Below are 22,689 nucleotides of genomic sequence, written 5' to 3'. Positions count from 1 at the left end.
GTCGGGGCATGGACGACGCAGTTCCCGAGACCCCGGCGGTGGCGGAGGACGAGCCCGCCCCCGATCCCGGGTTCGACCCCGCAGCCCCCGCGCCCCTGAACGTGCCCCGCACCCCCACGGGCGTCGCCGACGTGGACGCCTGTCTGGACCGGCTCGGCGACGCGGACCACCTCGCCACGGACGGACACATCGAGGTGTACGAGGATGTACACCGGGGGCTGCGCGACGCGCTCACCGCGCTCGACGCCCGCCCGGGACCTCCGGCGCCCCCGTCGCAGCACCAGCAGCACGGACCTAGGAGCTGAACCGAACGTGGCAGGAGTCGCACGCCGCCGTCTCGACGCGGAGCTGGTCCGCCGGAAGCTCGCGCGCTCGCGTGAGCATGCCGGCCAGCTGATCGCCGCCGGGCGCGTCTCCGTCGGCAAGACCGTCGCGACCAAGTCCGCCACACAGGTGGAGACGGCGGCCGCGATCGTGGTGGCCCAGGACGACGGCGACCCCGACTACGTGTCCCGGGGCGGCCACAAGCTCGCCGGCGCGCTGGCGGCGTTCGTGCCGCGGGGGCTGGCCGTCGAGGGGCGCAGGGCGCTCGACGCGGGCGCGTCCACCGGCGGTTTCACCGACGTACTGCTGAGGTCGGGCGCCGCTCATGTCGTCGCCGTGGACGTCGGATACGGACAACTCGCATGGGCCCTCCGAAACGATGAACGCGTCACCGTCAAGGACCGTACGAACGTACGCGAGTTGACGCTTGAAGTGATCGATGGGGAGCCTGTGGATCTTGTCGTGGGGGATCTGTCCTTCATCCCGCTCGGGCTGGTCCTGCCCGCACTGGTGCGGTGCGTGAAACCGGACGCCGATCTGGTGATGATGGTCAAGCCGCAGTTCGAGGTGGGCAAGGAGCGCCTCGGCAGCGGGGGAGTCGTACGCAGCGTCCAGCTGCGGGCCGAGGCGGTGCGGGGGGTGGCCGAGAAGGCCTGGGGACTGGGGCTCGGGGTGAAGGGCGTGACGGCCAGTCCGCTGCCCGGGCCGTCGGGGAATGTCGAATACTTTCTGTGGCTGCGGGCCGGGGCACCGGAACTGGACCCGGCCGATGTCGACCGAGCAGTGGCGGAGGGGCCGCGTTGACCGAGAACCGAGCTCGTACTGTTTTCCTGCTCGCCCACACGGGGCGGCCCGCGGCCGTGCGCAGTGCCGAACTCGTGGTGAAGGGGCTGCTGCGCTCCGGTCTGGGCGTGCGCGTCCTGGCGGCCGAGGCGCGTGACCTGCCGCTGCCGGACGAGGTGGAGCTGGTCAAGGAAGCCACTCCGCAGTGCCTCGACGGGTGCGAGCTGCTCATAGTGCTGGGCGGCGACGGCACGCTGCTGCGCGGCGCCGAGTTCGCGCGGGCCTCGGGCGTGCCGATGCTCGGCGTCAACCTCGGACGGGTCGGGTTCCTCGCGGAGGCCGAGCGCGACGACCTGGACAAGGTCGTCGACCGGGTGGTGACCAAGGCGTACGAGGTCGAGGAGCGGATGACCGTCGACGTCGTGGTGCACCGCAACGGCGACATCGTGCACACGGACTGGGCGCTGAACGAGGCGGCCGTGCAGAAGGTGTCCGCCGAGCGGATGCTGGAGATCGTCCTCGAGATCGACGGGCGGCCCGTCACGGGGTTCGGCTGTGACGGGATCGTGTGCGCGACGCCCACCGGGTCGACCGCCTACGCGTTCTCGGCCGGTGGGCCGGTGGTGTGGCCGGAGGTCGAGGCGTTGCTGATGGTGCCGATCAGCGCGCACGCGCTGTTCGCGAAGCCGTTGGTGACATCGCCGGATTCTGTGTTGGCTGTGGAGGTTCTGCCGCATATTCCGCCGGGTGTCCTGTGGTGCGACGGGCGGCGGACCGTGGAGTTGCCGGCGGGGGCGCGGGTGGAGGTGCGGCGGGGGGCTGTGCCGGTTCGGCTGGCCCGGCTGCACCACGCGTCCTTCACGGACCGGCTGGTGGCGAAGTTCGCGCTGCCTGTTTCCGGGTGGCGGGGGGCGCCGCACTAGCGGAACGCGCTCTACCACTCGCGTGGGTGACAAGAGTGGGCCGGTCGCAATCCTTGGCCCGGACCTCGTAAGGTCGTGTCCGTGTTGGAGGAGATGCGGATACGGTCGCTCGGCGTGATCGACGACGCCGTGGTCGAGCTGTCGCCCGGGTTCACCGCTGTCACCGGTGAGACGGGTGCGGGCAAGACCATGGTGGTCACCAGTCTGGGGTTGCTGCTGGGCGGGCGCGCCGACCCGGCGCTCGTGCGGATCGGGGCCGGGAAGGCCGTCGTGGAGGGGCGGATCACCGTCCCGGACGACGCCACGGCCGCCGTGCGCGCAGAGGAGGCCGGGGCCGAGCTCGACGACGGTGCCCTGCTGATCAGCCGTACCGTTTCCGCCGAGGGGAGATCCCGGGCGCACCTGGGCGGGCGCAGCGTGCCCGTGGGGGTGCTCGCCGAACTCGCCGACGAGCTGGTGGCCGTGCACGGGCAGACCGACCAGCAGGGGCTGCTCAAGCTGTCCCGGCAGCGCCAGGCGCTCGACCGGTACGCGGGCGACGCCGTCGCCGTGCCGCTGGCCAAGTACGGCGAGGCGTACAAGCGGCTGCGGGCCGCCTCCGTCGAGCTCGACGAGATCACCACGCGCGCGCGGGAACGGGCCCAGGAGGCCGACATGCTGCGCTACGGCCTCGACGAGATCGCCGCCGTCGAGCCCCGGGCCGGTGAGGACGTGGAACTGGCCGAGGAGGCCGAGCGTCTTGGGCACGCCGAGGCGCTGGCATCCGCCGCGGCGGCCGCCCACGCGGCGCTGGCGGGCAATCCGGAGGACCCCGAGGGCGTCGACGCCGGGACGCTCGTCGCGGGCGGCCAGCGGGCCCTGGACGCCGTACGGTCGTACGATCCCGCGCTGGCCGCGCTCGCCGACCGGATCGGGGAGATCGGGATCCTGCTGCGGGACGCGGCGGGGGACCTGGCCGGCTACGCCGACGATCTGGACGCCGATCCGCTGCGGCTGTCGGCCGTCGAGGAGCGGCGGGCCGCGCTCACCGGGCTGACCCGGAAGTACGGCGAGGACATCGCCACCGTGCTGGCCTGGGCCGAGACGAGTGCCGCGCGGCTGACCGAACTCGACGGCGACGACGAGCGGATCGGGGAGCTGACCGCCGAGCGGGACGCGCTGCGGTCCGAACTGGGCGGGCTCGCGCAGGCGTTGACGGACGCGCGGACGGAGGCCGCCGAGCGGTTCGCCGCAGCCGTGACCGCCGAGCTGGCCTCGCTCGCCATGCCGCACGCGCGCGTGTCCTTCGACATCCGGCAGACCGAGGACCCGGAGGGCGTCGAGGTCGGCGGACGTGCGGTCGCGTACGGGCCGGCGGGTGCCGACGAGGTCGAGCTGCTGCTGGCCCCGCACCCGGGCGCGCCGCCGCGGCCGATCGCCAAGGGCGCGTCCGGTGGTGAGCTGTCGCGTGTGATGCTGGCCGTGGAGGTCGTGTTCGCGGGGACGGATCCCGTGCCGACGTATCTCTTCGACGAGGTCGACGCCGGTGTCGGCGGCAAGGCGGCGGTCGAGATCGGCAGGCGGCTCGCACGCCTGGCGAAGACCGCGCAGGTCGTGGTCGTGACCCACCTTCCGCAGGTGGCGGCCTTCGCCGACCGGCAGTTGCTGGTCGAGAAGACCAATGACGGGTCGGTCACCCGTTCCGGTGTGAAGGTGCTGGAGGGGGAGGACCGGGTCCGGGAACTGTCCCGCATGCTCGCGGGCCAGGAGGACTCCGAGACGGCCCGGGCCCACGCGGAGGAGCTGCTGGCGACGGCTCGGGCGGACGCCTAGCGAGTGCGGGAGGGAGGGGCCTCTTCCGAGTGAGTAGGGCACCGTATGTGCGATTACTCCCGGAAGTCCGCCTCCCTTCACTCGTGTGGGTGACCTGCTCCGTTCAGCCCCCGTGCGCCCCGCACTCCACCCTCCCGCCGTTCCCGGAACCCTCATATGTCCTGGCATCCTTGGCGGAGTACGCGTAGGAATCCGCGCGGTGCGTTCTCCGTGCTCGTTCGTTCTGTACGTTCGTCGTGACCGCTCGATCCGAACCAGGAGCCCGGCCCCACGTGACCCCCGTGAGCAGCCACTCACCGCCTGGCCAGTCGCCGCTGCGCACCGTGCAGGTGCTGGGTGGAGGCAACGCCGCCAGCAGTGCGCATGTGCGCTCGCTGACCGCGGGGCTCGTCGAGAGGGGCGTGAAAGTCACGGTGTGCGCCCCTTATGAGGCGAATCACGCCTATGACTTCAGCGGTGTCGGGGCCGATCACGTGCACGTGCCGCGCAGCAGCGATCCGGTGTCGGTGGCGGCCTTGCGCGCGGCCTGTGCCAACGCCGATCTGGTGCACGCGCACGGGCTGCACGCCTCGTTCCGTACCGTGCTGGCTCTCAGCGGGCGGCGCGTGGGCACTCCGCTGGTCGTGACCTGGCACGACCGGGCGCACGCCGACGGTGCGCGTGCCCATCTGCTGCGGGTGCTGGAGCGTCGGGTCGTGAAGGCGGCCACGGTCGTGCTGGGGACGACGTCGGCGCTCGTGGACCGGGCGCGCCGGACGGGTGCCCGCGACGCACGGCTCGCGGCCGTCGCGCTGCCCGGCCCCCGCAGGCCCGTGGAGCCCGACGATCCCGACGGACTGCGCCCCAAGGTGCGGGCCGAACTCGGCGCCATCGGGCGGCCGTTGCTGATGGCGGTCGGCTCGCTGGAGCGGCATCGCGGGTACGACGTGCTGCTGGACGCGGCCCGCGCGTGGCGCCGGCTCGACCCCGTCCCCCTGGTCGTGATCGCCGGTGAAGGGCCGCTGCGCGGCGAGCTCCAGGAGCGGATCGAGGGCGAGGGGCTGCCCGTCCGGCTCATCGGGCGGCGTGACGACATCACCGAGCTGCTCGCCGCCGCCGACCTCGCCGTGCTGCCGAGCCGTCGGGAGGAGGCACGCTCCGTCCTCGCCCAGGAGGCCCTCCACGCGCGCGTGCCGCTCGTCGCGACCGACGTCGGCGGCATTCCCGAACTCGTCGGCGACGCGGCCGAAGTCGTCCCGCACGGCAACCCGGAGGCGCTCGCCGGCTCCGTCGTACGCCTGCTCGGCGACCCGGAGCGCCGGGAGGCACTGCGGGAGAAGGGCGTCCGGCAGGCGGCCACCTGGCCGAGCGAGGACGAGACGGTCGCCCAAGTGCTCAGCGTCTACGACGAGTTGACCCAGCCCCGGCCCCTCATCTGAGGAACCACCTCACCTGACGATCTGGGAGACGTGCCGGCGGGCCCGCAGCGCCAGGCTCAGGGCCAGTACCGTCTGCGGGTCGTCGAGGTCCGTGCCCAGCAACTCCCCGATCCGTGCCAGGCGGTTGTACAGGGTCTGCCGGTTGAGGTGGAGCTCCCGGGCGGTCTCCGCCTTGCGTCCCGCGTGGGCGAGGTACGTCGTCAGGGTGGGCAGCAGCGGGGGCCGGGAGCGGCGGTCGTGCTCCAGGAGCGGGCCGAGGGCCCGGTCGACGAAGGCGGCCAGGTCGGGGTGGTCGCGCAGCCGCCACAGCAGCAGGTCGATGTCCAGACGGCGGGCGTCGTACCAGGGCCGGTCCGGCAGGCCCTGGGCCGCGGTCGCCGTCTCCGCCGCGTGCCGCAGGCCCGACGCCGCCGCCGTCCAGCCGCCGGCCATCCCGACGACCACCACCGGTGACTGTCCGCCCGGCCGCAGCATCCCGGCCCGCTCCACACCGGCCCGCAGCGCCGCCGCGACCCGGTCCGCGATCGTCGGCCGCTCCGACTCCGAGCGCAGCCCGAGCAGCACCGGCACCCGGCCCTCCACCGGCCGCACCCCGAGCAGCACCGGCACGCCCACCGACGCCAGCTCCTCGGCGACCGCCCGGGCCAGCACGGCCCAGCCTCCCCCCGGGGACAGGGCGTCCCCGAGCCGCATGACCACCGGCAGCAACGGGCCCTCGCCCGGTCTGAAGCCCAGCACACGTGCCTGCGCCGGGGCGTCCTCCGCCGTCACCCGGCCCTCGGCGAGGTCCGTGAGGAAGTCGCCGCGTCCGCGCGCCGCCAGCTCCTCCTCCTGCCGGGCCTGCATCAGCACCACGGCCAGGATGCCCGCGGCCCGCTCGGCCGCCATCCGGTGCACCTGCGCCAGGGACGTCCGCACCGGCAGCAGGACGAGACGCGCGCGAACGCCACCGCTGCCGGGCCCGCCGCCCGGCACATCCACCAGCACCGAGCCCGCGAGCGGCGGCTCGTCCTTGTGCTGGCCGCGCAGCCCCTCCCACACCTGGAGCGGGTCCGCGCCCTCGGGACCGGCCCCGGCGGCGTACAGCAACTGTCCGTCCGCCGTCTCCAGGAAGACGGGATTGCCGCCGAAGTCCGCCAGAATGCCCAGCACTTGGGGCACACCGCCGCCGCCCAGCAGGGCCTCGGTACACCGCCGGTGCACCTCCTCGGCCCGCTGGAGCAGCGCGTAGTGGCCGTTGACGATCTCGGTGTGGACCTCCTCCGTGACCGTGACGAACGGCACCTCGCGGTGCAGCTGGACCAGCGGCAGTCCGGCCGACCGGGCCGTGTCGACGAGGGCGGCGGGCAGTCGTGTGAAGCGCGGGCCGAGCTCCACCACCAGGGCCGCGATACCCCGCTCGGCCAGCGTGCGCACGAACGCCCGCTGTTCGGCCGGGCGGGTGCCGAGGCCGTAGCCCGTGGTCAGCAGCAGTTCGCCGCCCTTGAGCAGCGAGGCGATGTGCGGCACCTCACCGGCGTGCACCCAGCGCACCGACCTCCCGAGCCGGTCGGCGCCCGCCAGCACCTCGGGCAGCCCGCTGCGCAGCCCCGGAAGCTCCAGAGCCCGCTGCACGGTGATCCCGGCGCCCTGGGTGTCGTGACCGCTGTCCGTCCCGCTGTCCATGTGCCGGACGCTACCCGTGCGGATGCCTCCCGGACATCTCCGGCGGGGCACGGGGTCGATCATGCCCGGATTACGGCGTGATCGCCCGGGTACGGGCGCTGTCATGGACATCAGCGTGGTGGCAGTGGGGCGCGAGGACGACAGTCCGGTCGAGGAGCCGTTGCGGGTCGCGATGCTCGCCGACCGGCTCGGGTACCGGGAGGTGTGGGCGGGTGAGGGACCGACGTGGGACTCGTTCGTCCTGGCGACGGCGATCGGCGCGGCCACCGAGCAGGCAGTGCTGACGGCCGGGCCGGTGCCGGTGTCGGTGCGCGACCCGCTCACCGTCGTCCGGGGCGCCGCGTCCGCCGCCGCCGTCACCGGCCGGCCCGTCGGTGTGGCCCTCGGCACGTCCAGCAAGCGGGTCGTCGAGGGCGTGCACGGCCGGCCGCGGACCCGGCCGGCCGCTGCCCTCGAGGAGTCGGCGGCGGCCGTGCGCGCGCTGTGGGACAGCGTGCCGGGCGATCCGATCGTGCCCGGCAGCGGCTTCCCGCGCCGGCTGCCTCCGCCCGGGGGCGAGGTCACCGTCGCGGCGTTCGGCGAGCGCGCGATCGGCACCGCCGTCGCGCACGCCGACCGGATGCTGCTCGACATCGTCTCGCCGGAACAGGTCCGCGTCCTGCGGGCGCGCATGCTCGCCGCCGCCGAGCGGGCGGGCCGTACGCCGCCCCGGCTGGCCGCCTGGCTGCCCGCCGCCGTGGACCCGGGGCCGGAGTCGCTCACACAGGTCCTGCGCAGCGTCGTCGGCTATCTCGCCGTGCCGGGCTACAGCGACATGTTCGTCGAGGCGGGGCTCGCCGAGGTCGTCGAACTGGCCGCCAAGGGCGCCGACCGGGACACCCTGCTGCGGGCCATGCCGCCCGAGGCCGCGGGCACGGTCGCCCTCGTCGGCGACCCCGGCACCGTCCGCGCCCGTATCGACGCCTACGCCGAGGCCGGCCTCGACGAGATCGCCCTGGTCCCGGCCACAGCGGGCGACCTGGCGGGGGAGCGCACACTCACGGCCCTCAGGCCGGTGTGACGCACCGCGTTCAGCCGCCGTAGGCGCCCGAGGCCGTCAGACGCAGGGCCGTGTCGATCAGCGGCACATGGCTGAACGCCTGCGGGAAGTTGCCCACCTGGCGCTGGAGGTGCGGGTCCCACTCCTCGGCCAGCAGACCGAGGTCGTTGCGCAGGGCCAGGAGCTTCTCGAACAGCTTGCGGGCCTCGTCCACGCGGCCGATCATCGCCAGGTCGTCGGCCATCCAGAACGAGCAGGCGAGGAAAGCCCCCTCGTCGCCGGGCAGCCCGTCGACGCCCGCGTTGTCGCCCTCCGTCGGGTAGCGCAGGATGAAGCCGTCCGGCGTGGACAGCTCCCGCTGGATCGCCTCGATGGTGCCGATGACGCGCTTGTCGTCCGGCGGCAGGAAGCCCATCTGCGGGATGAGCAGCAGCGAGGCGTCCAGTTCCTTCGAGCCGTACGACTGCGTGAAGGTGTTGCGCTCCTTGTCGTAACCCTTCTCGCACACGTCCCGGTGGATGTCGTCGCGCAGTTCCTTCCAGCGCTCCAGCGGGCCGTCGGCGTCACCGGACTCGATCAGCTTGATCGTGCGGTCGACGGCGACCCAGGCCATCACCTTGGAGTGCACGAAGTGGCGGCGCGGGCCGCGCACCTCCCAGATGCCCTCGTCCGGCTCCTGCCAGTGGCCCTCCAGGTAGCGGATCAGCTTGAGCTGGAGCAGCGATGCGTAGTCGTTGCGCGCGAGGCCCGTCATGTGGGCCAGGTGCAGGGCCTCGGTGACCTCGCCGTACACGTCCAGCTGGAGCTGGTGGGCCGCGCCGTTGCCGACCCGGACCGGGGCGGAGTTCTCATAGCCCGGCAGCCAGTCCAGCTCCGCCTCGCCCAGCTCGCGCTCGCCGGCGATGCCGTACATGATCTGCAGGTTCTCCGGGTCGCCCGCGACCGCCCTGAGCAGCCACTCGCGCCAGGCGCGGGCCTCCTCGCGGTAGCCGGTGCGCAGCAGCGAGGACAGGGTGATCGCCGCGTCGCGCAGCCAGGTGTAGCGGTAGTCCCAGTTGCGGACGCCGCCGATGTCCTCCGGCAGGGAGGTGGTGGGCGCGGCGACGATGCCGCCGGTCGGGGCGTACGTCAGGGCCTTCAGCGTGATCAGCGAGCGGATCACGGCCTCGCGGTAGGGGCCGTGGTACGTACAGTGATCGACCCACTCGCGCCAGAAGTCCTCCGTCGCCTCCAGCGACTGCTCCGGCTCGGGCAGCGGCGGCGGCTCCTTGTGCGAGGGCTGCCAGGAGATCGTGAACGCGATCCGGTCACCCGGGGCGACCGTGAAATCCGCGTACGTCGTGAGCGACTTGCCGTAGGTCTCGGCGGATGTGTCGAACCACACGGAGTCGGGGCCCGCCACCGCCACCGTGCGCCCTTCGTGCTTGTGCACCCAGGGCACCACCCGGCCGTAGGAGAACCGCATCCTGAGCGCCGAGCGCATCGGCACGCGGCCCGAGACGCCCTCCACGATCCGGATCAGCTGCGGGGCGCCGTCACGCGGCGGCATGAAATCGGTCACCCGGACCGTGCCCCGCTGGGTGTCCCACTCGGATTCCAGGACCAGCGAGTCACCGCGGTAGCTGCGCCGGGCGGCGGTGGGCGGCTGCTGGTCGGAGGCGTACGCGGGGCCGAGCCGCCAGAAGCCGTGCTCCTCGGTGCCCAGCAGGCCGGCGAAGATGGCGTGCGAGTCGAAGCGGGGCAGGCACAGCCAGTCGACTGTCCCGTCCCGGCAGACCAGGGCAGCGGTCTGCATGTCTCCGATGAGTGCGTAATCTTCGATGCGCCCGGCCACGTGCAACTCCAGTCGAACGGCCACGTCACCCCACGAGGGGGCTGTCGCTAGTGCGGTCAAGGGGGGTTTTCAGCAGGTCCTGCAATGCGTCGTTGAGTCATGAAGCAAAACAGTTCACTCAGCTGCGACGCAAAGCGCCGATTGTTGCTCAACGAACTGACGAGCTCACGTTGTTCCGGTGCTTACGGGCGGGGGGTGGTGCCGTTGGGCCGGCGGGCTCGGCAGCGAGTGTCCGAGCAGGATACGACGCACGCAGATGATCTGTGTGCCGCTCCGGGCAAGGCAGGTACGCCGAACGAGTGAGCAACGGGTGAGAGACCGGTAACGATGATCGCCTCCGTGTCGGCGCGTGTGCGGAGCGTGGCCGGAAGCCATCGCCTCGCGGCGCTGATACGCTGGTAGCCCGTGGACCGGTGGGCGTCTGACCCCCGAACCGCACCTCCAGATCGCGACCACGGGAGCCCCCTCTTGGCCATGCCCAATTCCACGACGACCAAGCACATCTTCGTCACCGGGGGTGTCGCCTCCTCGCTCGGCAAGGGCCTGACGGCCTCCAGCCTCGGCATGCTGCTCAAGGCCCGCGGCCTGCGCGTCGTGATGCAGAAGCTCGACCCCTACCTGAACGTGGACCCGGGGACGATGAACCCCTTCCAGCACGGTGAGGTGTTCGTCACGAACGACGGCGCCGAGACCGACCTGGACATCGGCCACTACGAGCGCTTCCTCGACCGCGACCTGGACGGCTCCGCCAACGTCACCACCGGTCAGGTGTACAACACCGTGATCGCCAAGGAGCGGCGCGGCGAGTACCTCGGCGACACCGTGCAGGTCATCCCGCACATCACCAACGAGATCAAGCACCGCATCCGCCGCATGGCGACGGACGAGGTCGACGTCGTGATCACCGAGGTCGGCGGCACGGTCGGCGACATCGAGTCGCTGCCGTTCCTGGAGACCGTCCGCCAGGTCCGTCACGAGGTCGGCCGTGACAACGTCTTCGTCGTCCATATCTCGCTCCTGCCCTACATCGGCCCCTCGGGTGAGTTGAAGACGAAGCCCACCCAGCACTCGGTTGCGGCCCTGCGCAACATCGGTATCCAGCCGGACGCGATCGTGCTGCGCTGCGACCGCGAGGTGCCCACCGCGATCAAGCGGAAGATCTCGCTGATGTGCGACGTCGACGAGGCCGCCGTCGTCGCCTGCCCCGACGCCCGCTCGATCTACGACATCCCGAAGACCGTGCACGGCGAGGGCCTGGACGCCTACGTCGTCCGCAAGCTGGACCTGCCGTTCCGGGACGTCGACTGGACCACCTGGGACGACCTGCTCGACCGTGTCCACAAGCCCGACCACGAGATCACCCTCGCCCTGGTCGGCAAGTACATCGACCTGCCCGACGCCTATCTGTCGGTCACCGAGGCGCTGCGCGCCGGCGGCTTCGCCAACCGGGCCCGCGTGAAGATCAAGTGGGTCACCTCCGACGACTGCAAGACCCCGGCGGGCGCTGCCCAGCAGCTCGGCGACGTCGACGGTGTCTGCATCCCCGGCGGCTTCGGCGACCGCGGCGTGCTCGGCAAGGTCGGAGCGATCAAGTACGCCCGCGAGAACAAGCTCCCCCTGCTCGGCCTCTGTCTCGGCCTGCAGTGCATCGTGATCGAGGCCGCGCGCAACCTGGTCGACATCCAGGACGCAAACTCCACCGAGTTCGACCCGGCCACCGGCCACCCCGTCATCTCCACCATGGCCGAGCAGCTCGACATCGTCGCCGGTGAGGGTGACATGGGCGGCACGATGCGGCTGGGCATGTACCCGGCCAAGCTGGCCGAGGGCTCGATCGTGCGCGAGGTGTACGACGGCAAGGAGTACGTCGAGGAGCGGCACCGTCACCGGTACGAGGTGAACAACGCCTACCGGGCCGAGCTGGAGAAGAAGGCGGGTATCCAGTTCTCCGGCACCTCCCCGGACGGCAAGCTCGTCGAGTACGTCGAGTACCCGCGCGACGTCCACCCGTACCTGGTCGCCACCCAGGCACACCCGGAGCTGCGCTCGCGCCCGACGCGTCCGCACCCGCTGTTCGCCGGGCTCGTCAAGGCCTCGGTCGAGCGGAAGACTTCGAAGTAACACACCAGTTGTACGGTGGCCGGGGTGCATCCCTTCAAAGGGTGTGCACCCCGGTTTTCTTTCAGCAGGTCGGGTCGGGTACGTGGAAGGACAGGCATGACCATCAAGGACACCCCGGAGGAGTGGGAGGTCCGGGCGACGGACACCCCCTTCGTCGGCAACAAGACCTCCGTCCGCACCGACGACGTGGTCATGCCCGACGGCACCGTGGTCGGCCGTGACTACCAGGTCCACCCCGGCTCGGTGGCCGTCCTCGCCCTCGACGAGGCCGACCGCGTCCTGGTCCTGCGCCAGTACCGCCACCCCGTGCGCCACAAGCTGTGGGAGATCCCGGCCGGTCTGCTCGACGTCCCCGGCGAGAACCCGCTGCACGCCGCGCAGCGGGAGCTGTACGAGGAGGCGCACGTCAAGGCCGAGGACTGGCGGGTGCTGACCGACGTCTACACCACCCCCGGCGGCTGCGACGAGGCCGTACGGATCTTCCTCGCCCGCGATCTGTCCGAGGCCGAGGGCGAGCGCTTCGCGGTCGAGGAGGAAGAGGCCGACATGGAGCTCGACCGGGTTCCGGTCGAGGACCTCGTCCGGGGCGTACTGGCCGGCGAACTCCACAACAACTGCCTCGTGGTGGGCGTCCTGTCCCTGGTCGCCGCGCGTGCGGGGGACGGCCTGGACGCACTGCGCCCGGCCCAGGCGCCGTGGCCGGCGCGGCCGTTCGAGGCGTGAAGGAGCTCCAAGGTGTGAAGATCGGCTGATCCGATCGGGGGATGTGGCTGCCGTGCCCGTCGTGCTCCACCCGGAACGTTGCAGAGCGTGAACTAGGCTCTGAGGCACGCCCGAACCGGATTCCCGGCGGGCTTGCGTGCGTGGGACGGGAGTGTGGCCCGTGACGGATCAGGTCGTGGAGAAAGGCGACGTGCGGCTGACCGGACACGCTGCCGGCGAGAGTCAGTTCCTGGGCCGCACACGGGAGTTGAAGGAGCTGCGCGCCGATATCGAGCGCGCCGGCCTGGACACCCTCGCCGGCCGCAAACCCCCACGCGCGCGTGTGCTGCTCATCGCCGGCCGGCCCGGCTCGGGACGCACCGCCCTCGCCGAGGAACTCGCCCACCAGGTCGCGGACCGTTACCCGGACGGGGTACTGCGTGCCCGACTGACCGACCCGGACGGCACCCCCGTACCGGTCGAACGAACGGCCCGCGAGCTGCTCGCCGCCCTGGACCGGGAAGCCCCGGCCGGGGCCTGCGGCGACGACCTCACCGACTCGCTGCGCGGCGCCCTGGCCGACCGCCGCGCCCTGCTCCTGCTGGACGACGCGGCCGACGCCGAGCAGGTCGACGCCCTGCTGCCCGACACCCCGGACTGCCTGGTCGTCGCGGTCTCCGAGGGCCCGCTGACCGGCATCTCGGACGTCCGCCCCTGCACGCTGGGCGGCCTGGACGCCAAGTCCGGAGTGGAGCTGCTGTCCCGGCACACCGGCTCGGTCCGCATCACCGTCGACCCCCGGGCCGCCGAGGGCCTCGCCGAGGAGTGCCAGGGGCAGCCCGCCGCGCTGATGCTGGCGGGCGGCTGGCTCGCCGCCCGCCCCAAGGCGGCCGTCCTGGACCTCGCCAAGCAACTGCGCACCGACCCCGCCGAGGGAACCGCCCTGAGCCGGGTCTTCCGCCTCGCCTACGACGCCCTGCCGGCCACCGCCGCGAGGATGCTGCGCCTGCTCGCCCTCGCCCCGGCCGGACTGGTCGACCCGCAGACCGCCTCCGCGCTCGTCGGCTGCTCGGTCGACAGCGCCCGCACCACCCTGGAGGACTTCGTCGCCCTCGGCTTCCTGCACGCGGTGGACTCGCCGCTGCCGCAGTACGAGGTCCCCGGCTGTCTGCACCCCATGCTCCGCGTCCTCGCCGGGCACCACGAGCGCCCCGCCGATCTCCAGGTGGCCCGGGCCCGGATGCTGGAGCGGACCGTACGACTGCTCCAGGTCTGCCGTGCCATCACCGAGACCGACAGCCCCCAGGCACGCCAGAAGCTCCTCGACATGCCGCGCGCCCTGCGCTTTCCCACTCCCCGGGCGGCCGCCGACTGGCTGCGCCTGACCCGGCCCGCCCTGCTGGCCTCGGCCCGGCTCGCGGTCGACGACGGGGAGCTGGACACCCTGGCCCGGCGGCTGATGTCCCAGCTGGTGCGGGCGATGGCGGCGCACGTCGGCACCCAGGCGGCCGCACCCGACCTCTACGACATCCACAGCCTGGTCCTCGACGTGGCCGAGCGCCGCGATCTGCCCCGCGAGCGGGCCGCCGCCCTGCTCAACCTCGGCGACCTCGACGCCCGGAGCGGCCGTACGGCCGACGCGCTGGTGCGCTACCGGGCCGCGCTGGACGCCGGACGCGAGGTCGACGACCCGTACGCGGCCGGACGCGCGATGGAATCCGTAGGCGGTGCGCACCTGGATCTCGGCGACTTCGACCGGGCCGCCGACTGGTTCGGCCGGGCCCTGGTCGAGCGGCTCGCCCGGGGCGAGCGCGCCGACGCCGCGCGGCTGTACGGGCGGATCGCCGCCGCCCACACCTTCGCGGGCCGCTACGGCGAGGCCCTGCGGAACTGGCGCGCGGCGATCTCCGGGCACCGCAAGCTCGGCGATGTGGCCGCCCAGGCGCGGGCCCTGAGCGAATTGGCGCGGGTCCAGGAGTACGCGGGCCGGCCCGACGAGTCGCTGCGCACCTGCCGGGAGGCCGTGGAATGGGCGCGGCGGGCCGAGGACACGCGGTTGCAGGCCGCGCTCCATCTGCGGGTCGCCGACACCCTCGAACACCTCGGCGATCCCGCGTCGGCCGGGCTGCACCGGGGCGCCGCCGAGCGGCTCCTCGGAGACATAAACCAGGAAGACGACCCTGACGCCTGCGAAATCCGTACCGCATCAGCTGAAGATTGATGCAATGAAAGGCTAGACAGCGGGAACACCTTCATTAGACTGGCTGTGCCGCACGTTCTCCTGCGGTCTCTCCCGGTGTGCCCGAGCGCGGCCGGGTATGTGTAGTAATGCCCCCATACCCTCTGAGCCAAGGACCGTGATCGACGTGAAGGTCGGCATCCCCCGCGAGGTCAAGAACAACGAGTTCCGGGTGGCCATCACCCCCGCCGGCGTGCACGAGCTGGTGCGTTACGGCCACCAGGTCGTCATCGAGCGCGGCGCCGGCGTCGGCTCCTCGATCGTGGACGAGGAGTACGTCCTCGCCGGTGCCCAGATCCTGGACACCGCCGACGAGGTGTGGGCCGCCGCCGACCTGCTGCTGAAGGTCAAGGAGCCCATCGCCGAGGAGTACCACCGCCTCCGCAAGGACCAGACGCTCTTCACCTACCTGCACCTCGCCGCCTCCAAGGAGTGCACGGACGCCCTCCTGGAGTCCGGCACCACGGCCATCGCGTACGAGACGGTCGAGCTGCCCAGCCGCGCGCTCCCGCTGCTCGCCCCGATGTCCGAGGTCGCGGGCCGGCTGGCCCCGCAGGTCGGCGCCTACCACCTGATGCGCGCCAACGGCGGCCGGGGCGTGCTGCCCGGCGGCGTCCCCGGCGTCCTGGCCGGACGGGCCGTCGTCATCGGCGGCGGTGTCTCCGGCTGGCAGGCGGCGCAGATCGCCATCGGCCTGGGCTTCCATGTGACCCTGCTCGACAAGGACGTCAACAAGCTCCGTGAGGCGGACAAGATCTTCGGCACGAAGATCCAGACCGTCGTCTCGAACACCTTCGAGCTGGAGAAGGCCTGCCTGGAGGCCGACCTCGTCATCGGCGCGGTGCTGATCCCCGGCGCCAAGGCCCCGAAGCTGGTCACCAACGAGCTCGTCTCGCGGATGAAGCCCGGAAGTGTCCTTGTCGACATCGCGATCGACCAGGGCGGCTGCTTCGAGGACTCCCGCCCGACCACCCACGCCGAGCCGACCTTCCCGGTCCACGAGTCGGTCTTCTACTGCGTCGCCAACATGCCCGGCGCGGTGCCCAACACCTCCACCTACGCGCTGACCAACGCCACGCTGCCGTACATCGTGGAGCTCGCGAACCACGGCTGGGCGCAGGCGCTGCGCCGTGACCCGGCACTGGCCCGGGGCCTCAACACGCATGACGGCAAGGTCGTTTACCGCGAGGTCGCCGAGGCCCACGGCGTGGAGCACGTGGAGCTGGCCTCGCTGCTCGTCTGAGTCCGGCGGCCGGTAAATCGGCTAAGTCATCAACCGGTAAAGGCGATACGTCAACACAGGCCGTCAACGCCGCGCACCCGGCCGGACCTTGCCCGACAAGGTCCGGCCGGATGTGTGTATGGTCACTTCGCGCTTCTCGAGCAACTCGCCTCGAACGTAACCCTTCAACCGATTCGCACACCGGTGAAACCTGCCGTGCGACGGCCGTACGCCCTTGACAGCGGGATGTTTCATTGCCGACACATCGGGCCGGGTCCGGCGGATTGTGTTGCTGCGGACGCCCGACACGCCATAGAGTCGCCAGTCGTCGGCATGGTGCCACGCTGACCTGTCTAGAAGTTTCCTGGTCACCAAGGAGGTAAGACGACTTGTGAATGAGTCGACATTTACTCCCGGGGGTGGCCAGCCAGGAATGCCTGCACGGGACCAGGAGCCCGCGGGATTCGCGGCTGTCGGCTCCGTCGCTGTGCGCACCTTCGCAGCCCACCAGAGTCCGCAGGCGACTCACACAGCACACCAGAAGATGGATGGCCATCACGTGAACGCCATGGCCGGCGGCGGAAGTGGCGCGCCCCACAACCAACTCGCCGACTACGACGACCTGCCCGAGGGGCACTTCTACGACCCCGACGCGGAGTACGAGCCCGACCCCGAGTACGCGGCCACTCTCGCGCCCGACGCGGCCAGACAGCGCCGGGAGCGCATCGGCCCGACCGGGCGTCCGCTGCCGTACTTCCCGATCCCGGGCCCGCTGGGCGACCACGGTCCCGCGAAGATCATCGCGATGTGCAACCAGAAGGGCGGCGTCGGCAAGACGACGTCGACCATCAACCTGGGTGCCGCGCTCGCGGAGTACGGACGCCGGGTCCTGCTCGTGGACTTCGACCCGCAGGGCGCGCTGTCGGTCGGTCTCGGCGTCAACCCGATGGAACTCGACCTCACCGTCTACAACCTGCTCATGGAGCGGGGCATGGCGGCCGACGAGGTGCTGCTGAAGACGGCGGTCCCCAACATGGACCTGCTGCCCAGCAACATCGACCTGTCGGCGGCCGAGGTCCAGCTGGTCTCCGAGGTCGCCCGCGAGTCGACACTGCAGCGCGCCCTGAAGCCGCTGCTGCCCGACTACGACTTCATCGTCATCGACTGCCAGCCCTCGCTCGGCCTGCTCACGGTGAACGCCCTGACGGCCGCGCACAAGGTGATAGTCCCGTTGGAGTGCGAGTTCTTCGCGCTGCGCGGTGTGGCGCTGCTGACGGAGACCATCGAGAAGGTCCAGGAACGGCTCAACCCGGAGCTGGAACTCGACGGGATCCTCGCCACGATGTACGACTCGCGCACGGTGCACAGCCGTGAGGTCCTCGCGCGTGTCGTCGAGGCGTTCGACGACCACGTCTACCACACGGTCATCGGGCGCACGGTCCGCTTCCCGGAGACCACGGTCGCCGGTGAGCCGATCACCACGTACGCCTCCAACTCCGTCGGTGCCGCCGCCTATCGCCAGCTCGCCAGGGAGGTGCTCGCCCGGTGTCACGCCGAGTGAGTCTGCCGGGGGCCGACGAACTCTTCCGTACGACAGGGGGGATGGGGCTGCAGTCGTCCTCGCCCAGGCGCCAGGCCAACGGCGACGCCCGGGTGCCCGCTCCGGCGGGTGAGGGCGACGCGGCGGCGGCAGCCGGCGCGGAGGACGCGCCGCAGTCGGTGCCCGCACAGGGCGGCGACGGCGAGGGCGCCGAGCATGTGGCGACGGACGCGGAGCCGGCCGATGCCGGGGAGTCCCGCAGCCGCTCCGCGGCCGCGGAGCGCTCCGGCTCCGAGCGGCGTCAGGCGGCGCAGGAAGGTTCTGCCGCCGCGTCCGCGGGCGCGGCGCCCCGCAAGCGCGGACGGGCGGCCGCGCGCCGCCCCAGCGGCCGTGAGCGGCACGACGAGAAGATCACCGTGTACGTGTCCGCCGAGGAGCTCATGGACCTGGAGCACGCCCGTCTCGTGCTCCGCGGTGAGCACGGCCTGGCCGTCGACCGGGGCCGCATCGTCCGCGAGGCGGTCGCCGTGGTCCTCGCCGACCTGGAGACCCGCGGGGACGCCAGCATCCTCGTACGACGTCTGCGCGGGCGGTAACGGTAGCCTGCGGGGGCTATGACCTCGAACGCTTCCCCTCCACCCGCCGACGGCCCGAACGGCCGTCGGCGCGCGTTGGGGCGGGGGCCGGGCGCCGGGCCCCTGCCGGGAGCTGAGCCGGTAGAGCCGGGATCGCCTCCGGAGATGGCTTGGCCCGAGGCTGCGCCGCCCGAGCCCCCGGCACGGGCTGAGCCGACAGCGGCGGAGACCTTGGGGCCGGTGGCCGAGCGGGTGGAGCCCGTTGAGCCGCAGTCGGCCGTCGAGTCGGTGGTGGTTGTAGAGCCGACGGCGCCCGTTGAGCCGGATGCAAGGTCCGAGAGCCCGGGTAACGCCGGTGACGGGGTCTTCAAGGTTCGGCTCGCAAACTTCGAAGGGCCCTTCGATCTGCTGCTTCAGTTGATCTCCCGGCACAAGCTGGACGTCACCGAGGTCGCGCTGTCGAAGGTGACCGATGAGTTCATGGCGTACATCCGGGCGCTGGGGCCGGACTGGGATCTGGACGAGACGACCGAGTTCCTCGTCGTCGCGGCCACGCTGCTCGATCTGAAGGCGGCCCGGCTGCTGCCCGCCGCCGAGGTGGAGGACGAGGGCGATCTGGCGCTGCTCGAAGCCCGGGACCTGCTCTTCGCCCGGCTGCTCCAGTACCGCGCGTACAAACGGATCGCGGACATCTTCAGCGGGCGGCTCGACGACGAGGCCCGGCGCTATCCGCGTACCGTCGGGCTCGAACCGCAGCACGCCGAGCTGCTGCCCGAGGTCGTCATCAGCATCGGGGCGGAAGGGTTCGCCAAGCTTGCCGTGAAGGCGATGCAGCCCAAGCCCAGACCGCAGGTCTACGTCGACCACATCCACGCCCCGCTGGTCAGCGTGCAGGAGCAGGCCCAGCTCGTCGTGGCCCGGCTCAGGGAGTTCGGCGAGGTCAGCTTCCGGGCGCTCATCGAGGACACCGACGACACACTCACCGTCGTGGCCCGCTTCCTCGCACTGCTGGAGCTGTACCGCGAGAAGGCGGTGGAGCTGGAGCAGGAGGCCGCGCTGGGCGAGCTGCTCGTGCGGTGGACCGGCGGGGACGGGGACGAGACACCGACCGTCACCGACGAGTTCGACCGGCCGCCCGAGCCGCCGAAGGAGGAGAAACAGGCGTGAGCGAAGAAATCAGCGAGCTCCCGGCCGGGCTGCGTACCGTCGCCGACCTCGACCTCAAGCCCGCTCTGGAGGCCGTCCTGATGGTCGTGGACGAGCCCGCGACCGAGGAACATCTCGCGAAGATCCTCGACCGCCCGCGCCGCCAGATCACGGACGCGCTGCGCGAGCTGGCCGACGAGTACACCGTCCAGGGGCGCGGCTTCGAACTGCGGTTCGTCGCGAACGGCTGGCGGTTCTACACCCGCGCCGAGTATGCGCCCGCCGTCGAGCGCTTCGTGCTGGACGGGCAGCAGGCCCGTCTCACCCAGGCCGCCCTGGAGACCCTGGCCGTCGTCGCGTACCGGCAGCCGGTCAGCCGCAGCCGGGTCTCGGCCGTGCGCGGAGTCAACTGCGACGGCGTCATGCGCACCCTCCTGCAACGGGGTCTGGTCGAGGAGGCGGGCACGGAACCCGAAACAGGTGCGATCCTGTACACGACGACGAACTACTTCCTGGAGCGGATGGGCCTGCGCGGTCTGGACGAGCTCCCGGAGCTCGCGCCCTTCCTCCCGGAGGCGGAGGCGATCGAGGCCGAGACCCAGGAGGGCGTACCGTCGTTCGACCCGGACGCGCCTGATGACGACGTGCCGGGCCGCCCGGTCTCCCCGGGTACCGACGACGAAGACGACCAGACGGAACTTTGATGCGAAGCAGCGGCAGGAACGGCGGAAACGGCGGGCGGGGCAACCACCGCGGTGCCGGCAACAACAGGGACGACAAGCAGGGGCAGGGCCGCCCCAGCAAGCCCCGCCCCGAGGAGCGCCGCTACGACGTGGGCCCCGGGGCGACGAAGGACGGGCCCAAGTCCGGGCGCGGCGGTGCGGCCCGCGGCGGCGCCAAGGGCGGTCCGAAGCAGCCCCAGCAGCGTGGGCGTACGGCTCCGGCGCGCCCCCGTGAGTACGAGGCGCAGATCGAGGAGCGCAACCGCGACCGGTACGCCGGCAAGAAGGATGTCAAGCTGCCCAAGACCTTCCCGGGCGCCGAGCAGGAGGGCGAGCGGCTCCAGAAGATCCTCGCGCGCGCGGGCTTCGGCTCCCGGCGGGCCTGCGAGGAGCTGATCGAGGAGGCCCGGGTCGAGATCAACGGCGAGATCGTCCTGGAGCAGGGACGGCGTGTCGATCCCGAGAAGGACGAGATCAAGGTCGACGGGCTGACCGTCGCCACGCAGAGCTATCAGTTCTTCTCGCTGAACAAGCCCGCCGGGGTCGTGTCGACGATGGAGGACCCGGAGGGCCGGCAGTGCCTCGGTGACTACGTCACCAACCGCGAGACCCGGCTCTTCCACGTCGGCCGGCTCGACACCGAGACCGAGGGCGTCATCCTGCTCACCAACCACGGCGAGCTGGCCCACCGGCTGACCCACCCGAAGTACGGCGTGAAGAAGACCTACCTCGCGCACATCGTCGGCCCCATCCCGCGCGACCTGGGCAAGCAGCTCAAGGACGGCATCCAGCTGGAGGACGGCTACGCGCGCGCGGACCACTTCCGGGTCGTCCAGCAGACCGGCAAGAACTACCTGGTCGAGGTCACCCTCCACGAGGGTCGCAAGCACATCGTGCGCCGGATGCTCGCGGAGGCCGGTTTCCCGGTCGACAAGCTGGTCCGGGTCGCCTTCGGGCCGATCACCCTGGGCGACCAGAAGTCGGGCTGGCTGCGGCGGTTGTCCAACACGGAGGTGGGGATGCTGATGCAGGAAGTCGATCTCTAGGCACGGCGCCGACCTCCCAGTGCTTTCTGTTCCCCGCGTCCTCCATGGCGCGGGGAACTGTTCGTGACCGGCCGGAAGGACACCCCGCATGAGCCTCCTCGTCCACAAGCAAGCCGCCACCGGCGCGCTCACCGGCCTGGCCCTGGGGGACGCGCTGGGCTATCCGACCGAGTTCAGCGGCGTGCCGGCGATCCTGGACAGATTCGGCCCTTGGCGGCAGCTGGAGCTGCCGACACCGGCGATCGTCAGCGACGACACGCAGATGACGCTGGCGCTCGGGTGGGCGGTCCGGACGGCGATGGACCGGGGGCTGCTCACCCCGGCGCGGCTGGCCCGGCCCCTGCGCGAGGAGTTCGTGAACTGGTACCAGTCGCCGCAGAACAACCGGGCTCCGGGTCGCACCTGCCTGAAGGCTTGCTCGCTGCTGAAGGACGAGGCCCGCCCCTGGCAGGACGCCAGCCAGATCCACTCCAAGGGCTGCGGCGCCAACATGCGCGTAGCGCCCCTGGGGCTGATCGTGGGTCTGAGCGACGAACAGCGCGCGGGAGCCGCCCAGTTGCAGTCCGCCCTCACTCACGGGCATCCCACGGCGCTCGCCGCGTCCGATCTCACCGCACACGCGATACGCCTGCTCGCGCAGGGCGCCGAGCCGGCCGGGCTGATCGGCCTGCTCCGTTCGTACGCCCTGGAGAACCGCAGCCACTACCACGAGCGCTGGCTCGGCGATCTGTGGCGCCGGGCCCAGGACCCGAGCCCCGAGCAGTTCATCGCGCGCGGCTGGGACGAGTGCCTGGAGATCCTCGACCGTCTCGGGCACGCCGTGCGCACCGTCTCGCCCGAGGACGACCCGTGCCTGGCCACAGGCGAGGGCTGGATCGCCGAGGAGGCCCTGGCGACCGGGCTGCTGTGCTTCCTGCTCTTCGCCGACGAACCGGTGACGGCCCTGCGGCGCGCCGCCTGCACCGCCGGTGACTCGGACTCGATCGCCTGCCTGGCGGGCGCCTTCGCCGGCGCGTATCTGGGCGCGGAGGCCTGGCCGACCGAGTGGGCCGACCGCGTTGAACATCGAAGCGACCTGCTCACGCTCGGGGCGCTCTGGGACGCGTGAGGGTCAGGTGAGGCGGACCGAGTTTCCCTCCACGGTGATCTGTTCGGCGGGCAGGGCGCGGGTCGCCGGGCCGTGGGCCACCGCGCCGTCGGCGATGCGGAACTTGCTGCCGTGGCAGGGGCAGTTGATCGTGCCGTCGGAGACCGTCGACACCAGACAGCGCTGATGGGTGCAGATGGCCGAGAAGGCCTTGAACTGGCCCTGCTCCGGCTGGGTCACCACGACCTCCTCGTCCTTGAAGATCTTGCCGCCGCCGACCGGGATCTCGTCGGTGGAGGCCAGCTCCTGGCCGGCGGGGGCGCCCGTCGTCTCCTTGTCGGTGGGGGAGACCGTCGACGTGGAGCCGTCGTCGCCGCCGCCCCCTCCGCAGGCCGCGACCAGTGCCACCGCTCCTGTCGCGCCCGTGGCGAGGAGAACCGTCCGGCGAGTGGTGTCGTACGTCATGTCGTCACTCCGGAAGTGCCAATAAG

Annotated in this window: 19 protein-coding genes; 16 read left to right on the top strand and 3 right to left on the bottom strand. The window is 71.8% G+C overall.

What is annotated here, in order from left to right; all coding sequences use genetic code 11:
• Nucleotides 1-8: 8 nt before the first annotated feature.
• From ACFT32_RS37515 to ACFT32_RS37495, 5 genes are all read left to right on the top strand, one after another.
• A complete protein-coding gene (locus ACFT32_RS37515) occupies nucleotides 9-305 on the top strand; it encodes a hypothetical protein (protein WP_382498092.1) in 297 nt (98 codons plus the stop codon).
• 7 nt (nucleotides 306-312) lie between these two features.
• The gene (locus tag ACFT32_RS37510; protein ID WP_382498090.1) at nucleotides 313-1,128 is read left to right on the top strand and encodes a TlyA family RNA methyltransferase; all 816 of its coding nucleotides are present in this window, start codon (nucleotides 313-315) and stop codon (nucleotides 1,126-1,128) included.
• Nucleotides 1,125-2,030, top strand: a complete 906-nt coding sequence (locus ACFT32_RS37505) for an NAD kinase (protein WP_189731107.1) — start codon at nucleotides 1,125-1,127, stop codon at nucleotides 2,028-2,030. The genes ACFT32_RS37510 and ACFT32_RS37505 overlap by 4 nt, the downstream gene beginning before the upstream one ends.
• Before the next feature lie 93 nt (nucleotides 2,031-2,123).
• On the top strand, nucleotides 2,124-3,842 hold the full coding sequence (recN, locus tag ACFT32_RS37500; RefSeq protein ID WP_382498143.1) for a DNA repair protein RecN: 1,719 nt from the start codon (nucleotides 2,124-2,126) through the stop codon (nucleotides 3,840-3,842).
• A gap of 272 nt (nucleotides 3,843-4,114) precedes the next feature.
• Nucleotides 4,115-5,260 carry a glycosyltransferase family 4 protein gene (locus ACFT32_RS37495; RefSeq protein ID WP_382498088.1) on the top strand — a complete coding sequence of 382 codons (1,146 nt, stop codon included), beginning with the start codon at nucleotides 4,115-4,117 and terminating at the stop codon, nucleotides 5,258-5,260.
• A 9-nt stretch (nucleotides 5,261-5,269) separates the two neighbouring features.
• Here ACFT32_RS37495 and ACFT32_RS37490 read toward each other — a convergent pair whose 3' ends face one another.
• On the bottom strand, nucleotides 5,270-6,925 hold the full coding sequence (locus ACFT32_RS37490) for a PucR family transcriptional regulator (RefSeq protein WP_382498086.1): 1,656 nt from the start codon (nucleotides 6,923-6,925) through the stop codon (nucleotides 5,270-5,272).
• Nucleotides 6,926-7,028: 103 nt separating this feature from the next.
• Between ACFT32_RS37490 and ACFT32_RS37485 the strand changes: the two genes are divergently transcribed.
• Nucleotides 7,029-7,985, top strand: a complete 957-nt coding sequence (locus tag ACFT32_RS37485; protein ID WP_382498084.1) for an LLM class F420-dependent oxidoreductase — start codon at nucleotides 7,029-7,031, stop codon at nucleotides 7,983-7,985.
• A 10-nt stretch (nucleotides 7,986-7,995) separates the two neighbouring features.
• Here the strand turns inward: ACFT32_RS37485 and ACFT32_RS37480 are convergent, their stop codons facing one another.
• The gene (locus ACFT32_RS37480; protein WP_382498082.1) at nucleotides 7,996-9,798 is read right to left on the bottom strand and encodes a glycoside hydrolase family 15 protein; all 1,803 of its coding nucleotides are present in this window, start codon (nucleotides 9,796-9,798) and stop codon (nucleotides 7,996-7,998) included.
• Between the two features lie 474 nt (nucleotides 9,799-10,272).
• On the opposite strand from ACFT32_RS37480, the gene ACFT32_RS37475 reads away from it, so the two are divergent.
• From ACFT32_RS37475 to ACFT32_RS37430, 10 genes are all read left to right on the top strand, one after another.
• On the top strand, nucleotides 10,273-11,919 hold the full coding sequence (locus tag ACFT32_RS37475) for a CTP synthase (RefSeq protein ID WP_382498080.1): 1,647 nt from the start codon (nucleotides 10,273-10,275) through the stop codon (nucleotides 11,917-11,919).
• A gap of 96 nt (nucleotides 11,920-12,015) precedes the next feature.
• Nucleotides 12,016-12,642 (top strand): NUDIX hydrolase, encoded by a 627-nt coding sequence (locus tag ACFT32_RS37470; RefSeq protein ID WP_114251190.1) that lies wholly within the window; start codon nucleotides 12,016-12,018, stop codon nucleotides 12,640-12,642.
• 160 nt (nucleotides 12,643-12,802) lie between these two features.
• Nucleotides 12,803-14,842 (top strand): tetratricopeptide repeat protein, encoded by a 2,040-nt coding sequence (locus ACFT32_RS37465; RefSeq protein WP_382498078.1) that lies wholly within the window; start codon nucleotides 12,803-12,805, stop codon nucleotides 14,840-14,842.
• Nucleotides 14,843-14,978: 136 nt separating this feature from the next.
• A complete protein-coding gene (ald, locus tag ACFT32_RS37460; protein ID WP_382498076.1) occupies nucleotides 14,979-16,103 on the top strand; it encodes an alanine dehydrogenase in 1,125 nt (374 codons plus the stop codon).
• A gap of 412 nt (nucleotides 16,104-16,515) precedes the next feature.
• A complete protein-coding gene (locus tag ACFT32_RS37455) occupies nucleotides 16,516-17,643 on the top strand; it encodes a ParA family protein (RefSeq protein WP_382498074.1) in 1,128 nt (375 codons plus the stop codon).
• Nucleotides 17,628-18,218 carry a hypothetical protein gene (locus ACFT32_RS37450; RefSeq protein WP_382498072.1) on the top strand — a complete coding sequence of 197 codons (591 nt, stop codon included), beginning with the start codon at nucleotides 17,628-17,630 and terminating at the stop codon, nucleotides 18,216-18,218. The genes ACFT32_RS37455 and ACFT32_RS37450 overlap by 16 nt, the downstream gene beginning before the upstream one ends.
• An 18-nt stretch (nucleotides 18,219-18,236) precedes the next feature.
• Entirely contained in the window at nucleotides 18,237-19,364 is a 1,128-nt protein-coding gene (locus ACFT32_RS37445) for a segregation and condensation protein A (protein WP_382498070.1), read from the top strand.
• Entirely contained in the window at nucleotides 19,361-20,047 is a 687-nt protein-coding gene (scpB, locus tag ACFT32_RS37440; RefSeq protein ID WP_382498068.1) for an SMC-Scp complex subunit ScpB, read from the top strand. The genes ACFT32_RS37445 and scpB overlap by 4 nt, the downstream gene beginning before the upstream one ends.
• Nucleotides 20,047-21,111, top strand: a complete 1,065-nt coding sequence (locus ACFT32_RS37435) for a pseudouridine synthase (RefSeq protein ID WP_382498066.1) — start codon at nucleotides 20,047-20,049, stop codon at nucleotides 21,109-21,111. The genes scpB and ACFT32_RS37435 overlap by 1 nt, the downstream gene beginning before the upstream one ends.
• A gap of 88 nt (nucleotides 21,112-21,199) precedes the next feature.
• The gene (locus tag ACFT32_RS37430; RefSeq protein ID WP_382498064.1) at nucleotides 21,200-22,219 is read left to right on the top strand and encodes an ADP-ribosylglycohydrolase family protein; all 1,020 of its coding nucleotides are present in this window, start codon (nucleotides 21,200-21,202) and stop codon (nucleotides 22,217-22,219) included.
• Between the two features lie 3 nt (nucleotides 22,220-22,222).
• On the opposite strand, the gene ACFT32_RS37425 is transcribed toward ACFT32_RS37430, so the two are convergent.
• Entirely contained in the window at nucleotides 22,223-22,663 is a 441-nt protein-coding gene (locus tag ACFT32_RS37425) for a Rieske (2Fe-2S) protein (protein WP_382498062.1), read from the bottom strand.
• Nucleotides 22,664-22,689 lie beyond the last annotated feature (26 nt).

It is taken from the genome of Streptomyces sp. NPDC057002, from assembly GCF_042673825.1.
Classification (GTDB): domain Bacteria; phylum Actinomycetota; class Actinomycetes; order Streptomycetales; family Streptomycetaceae; genus Streptomyces.
Note: the sequence above shows the minus strand (reverse complement) of the source record. Positions and strands in the feature narration are given on the sequence as shown.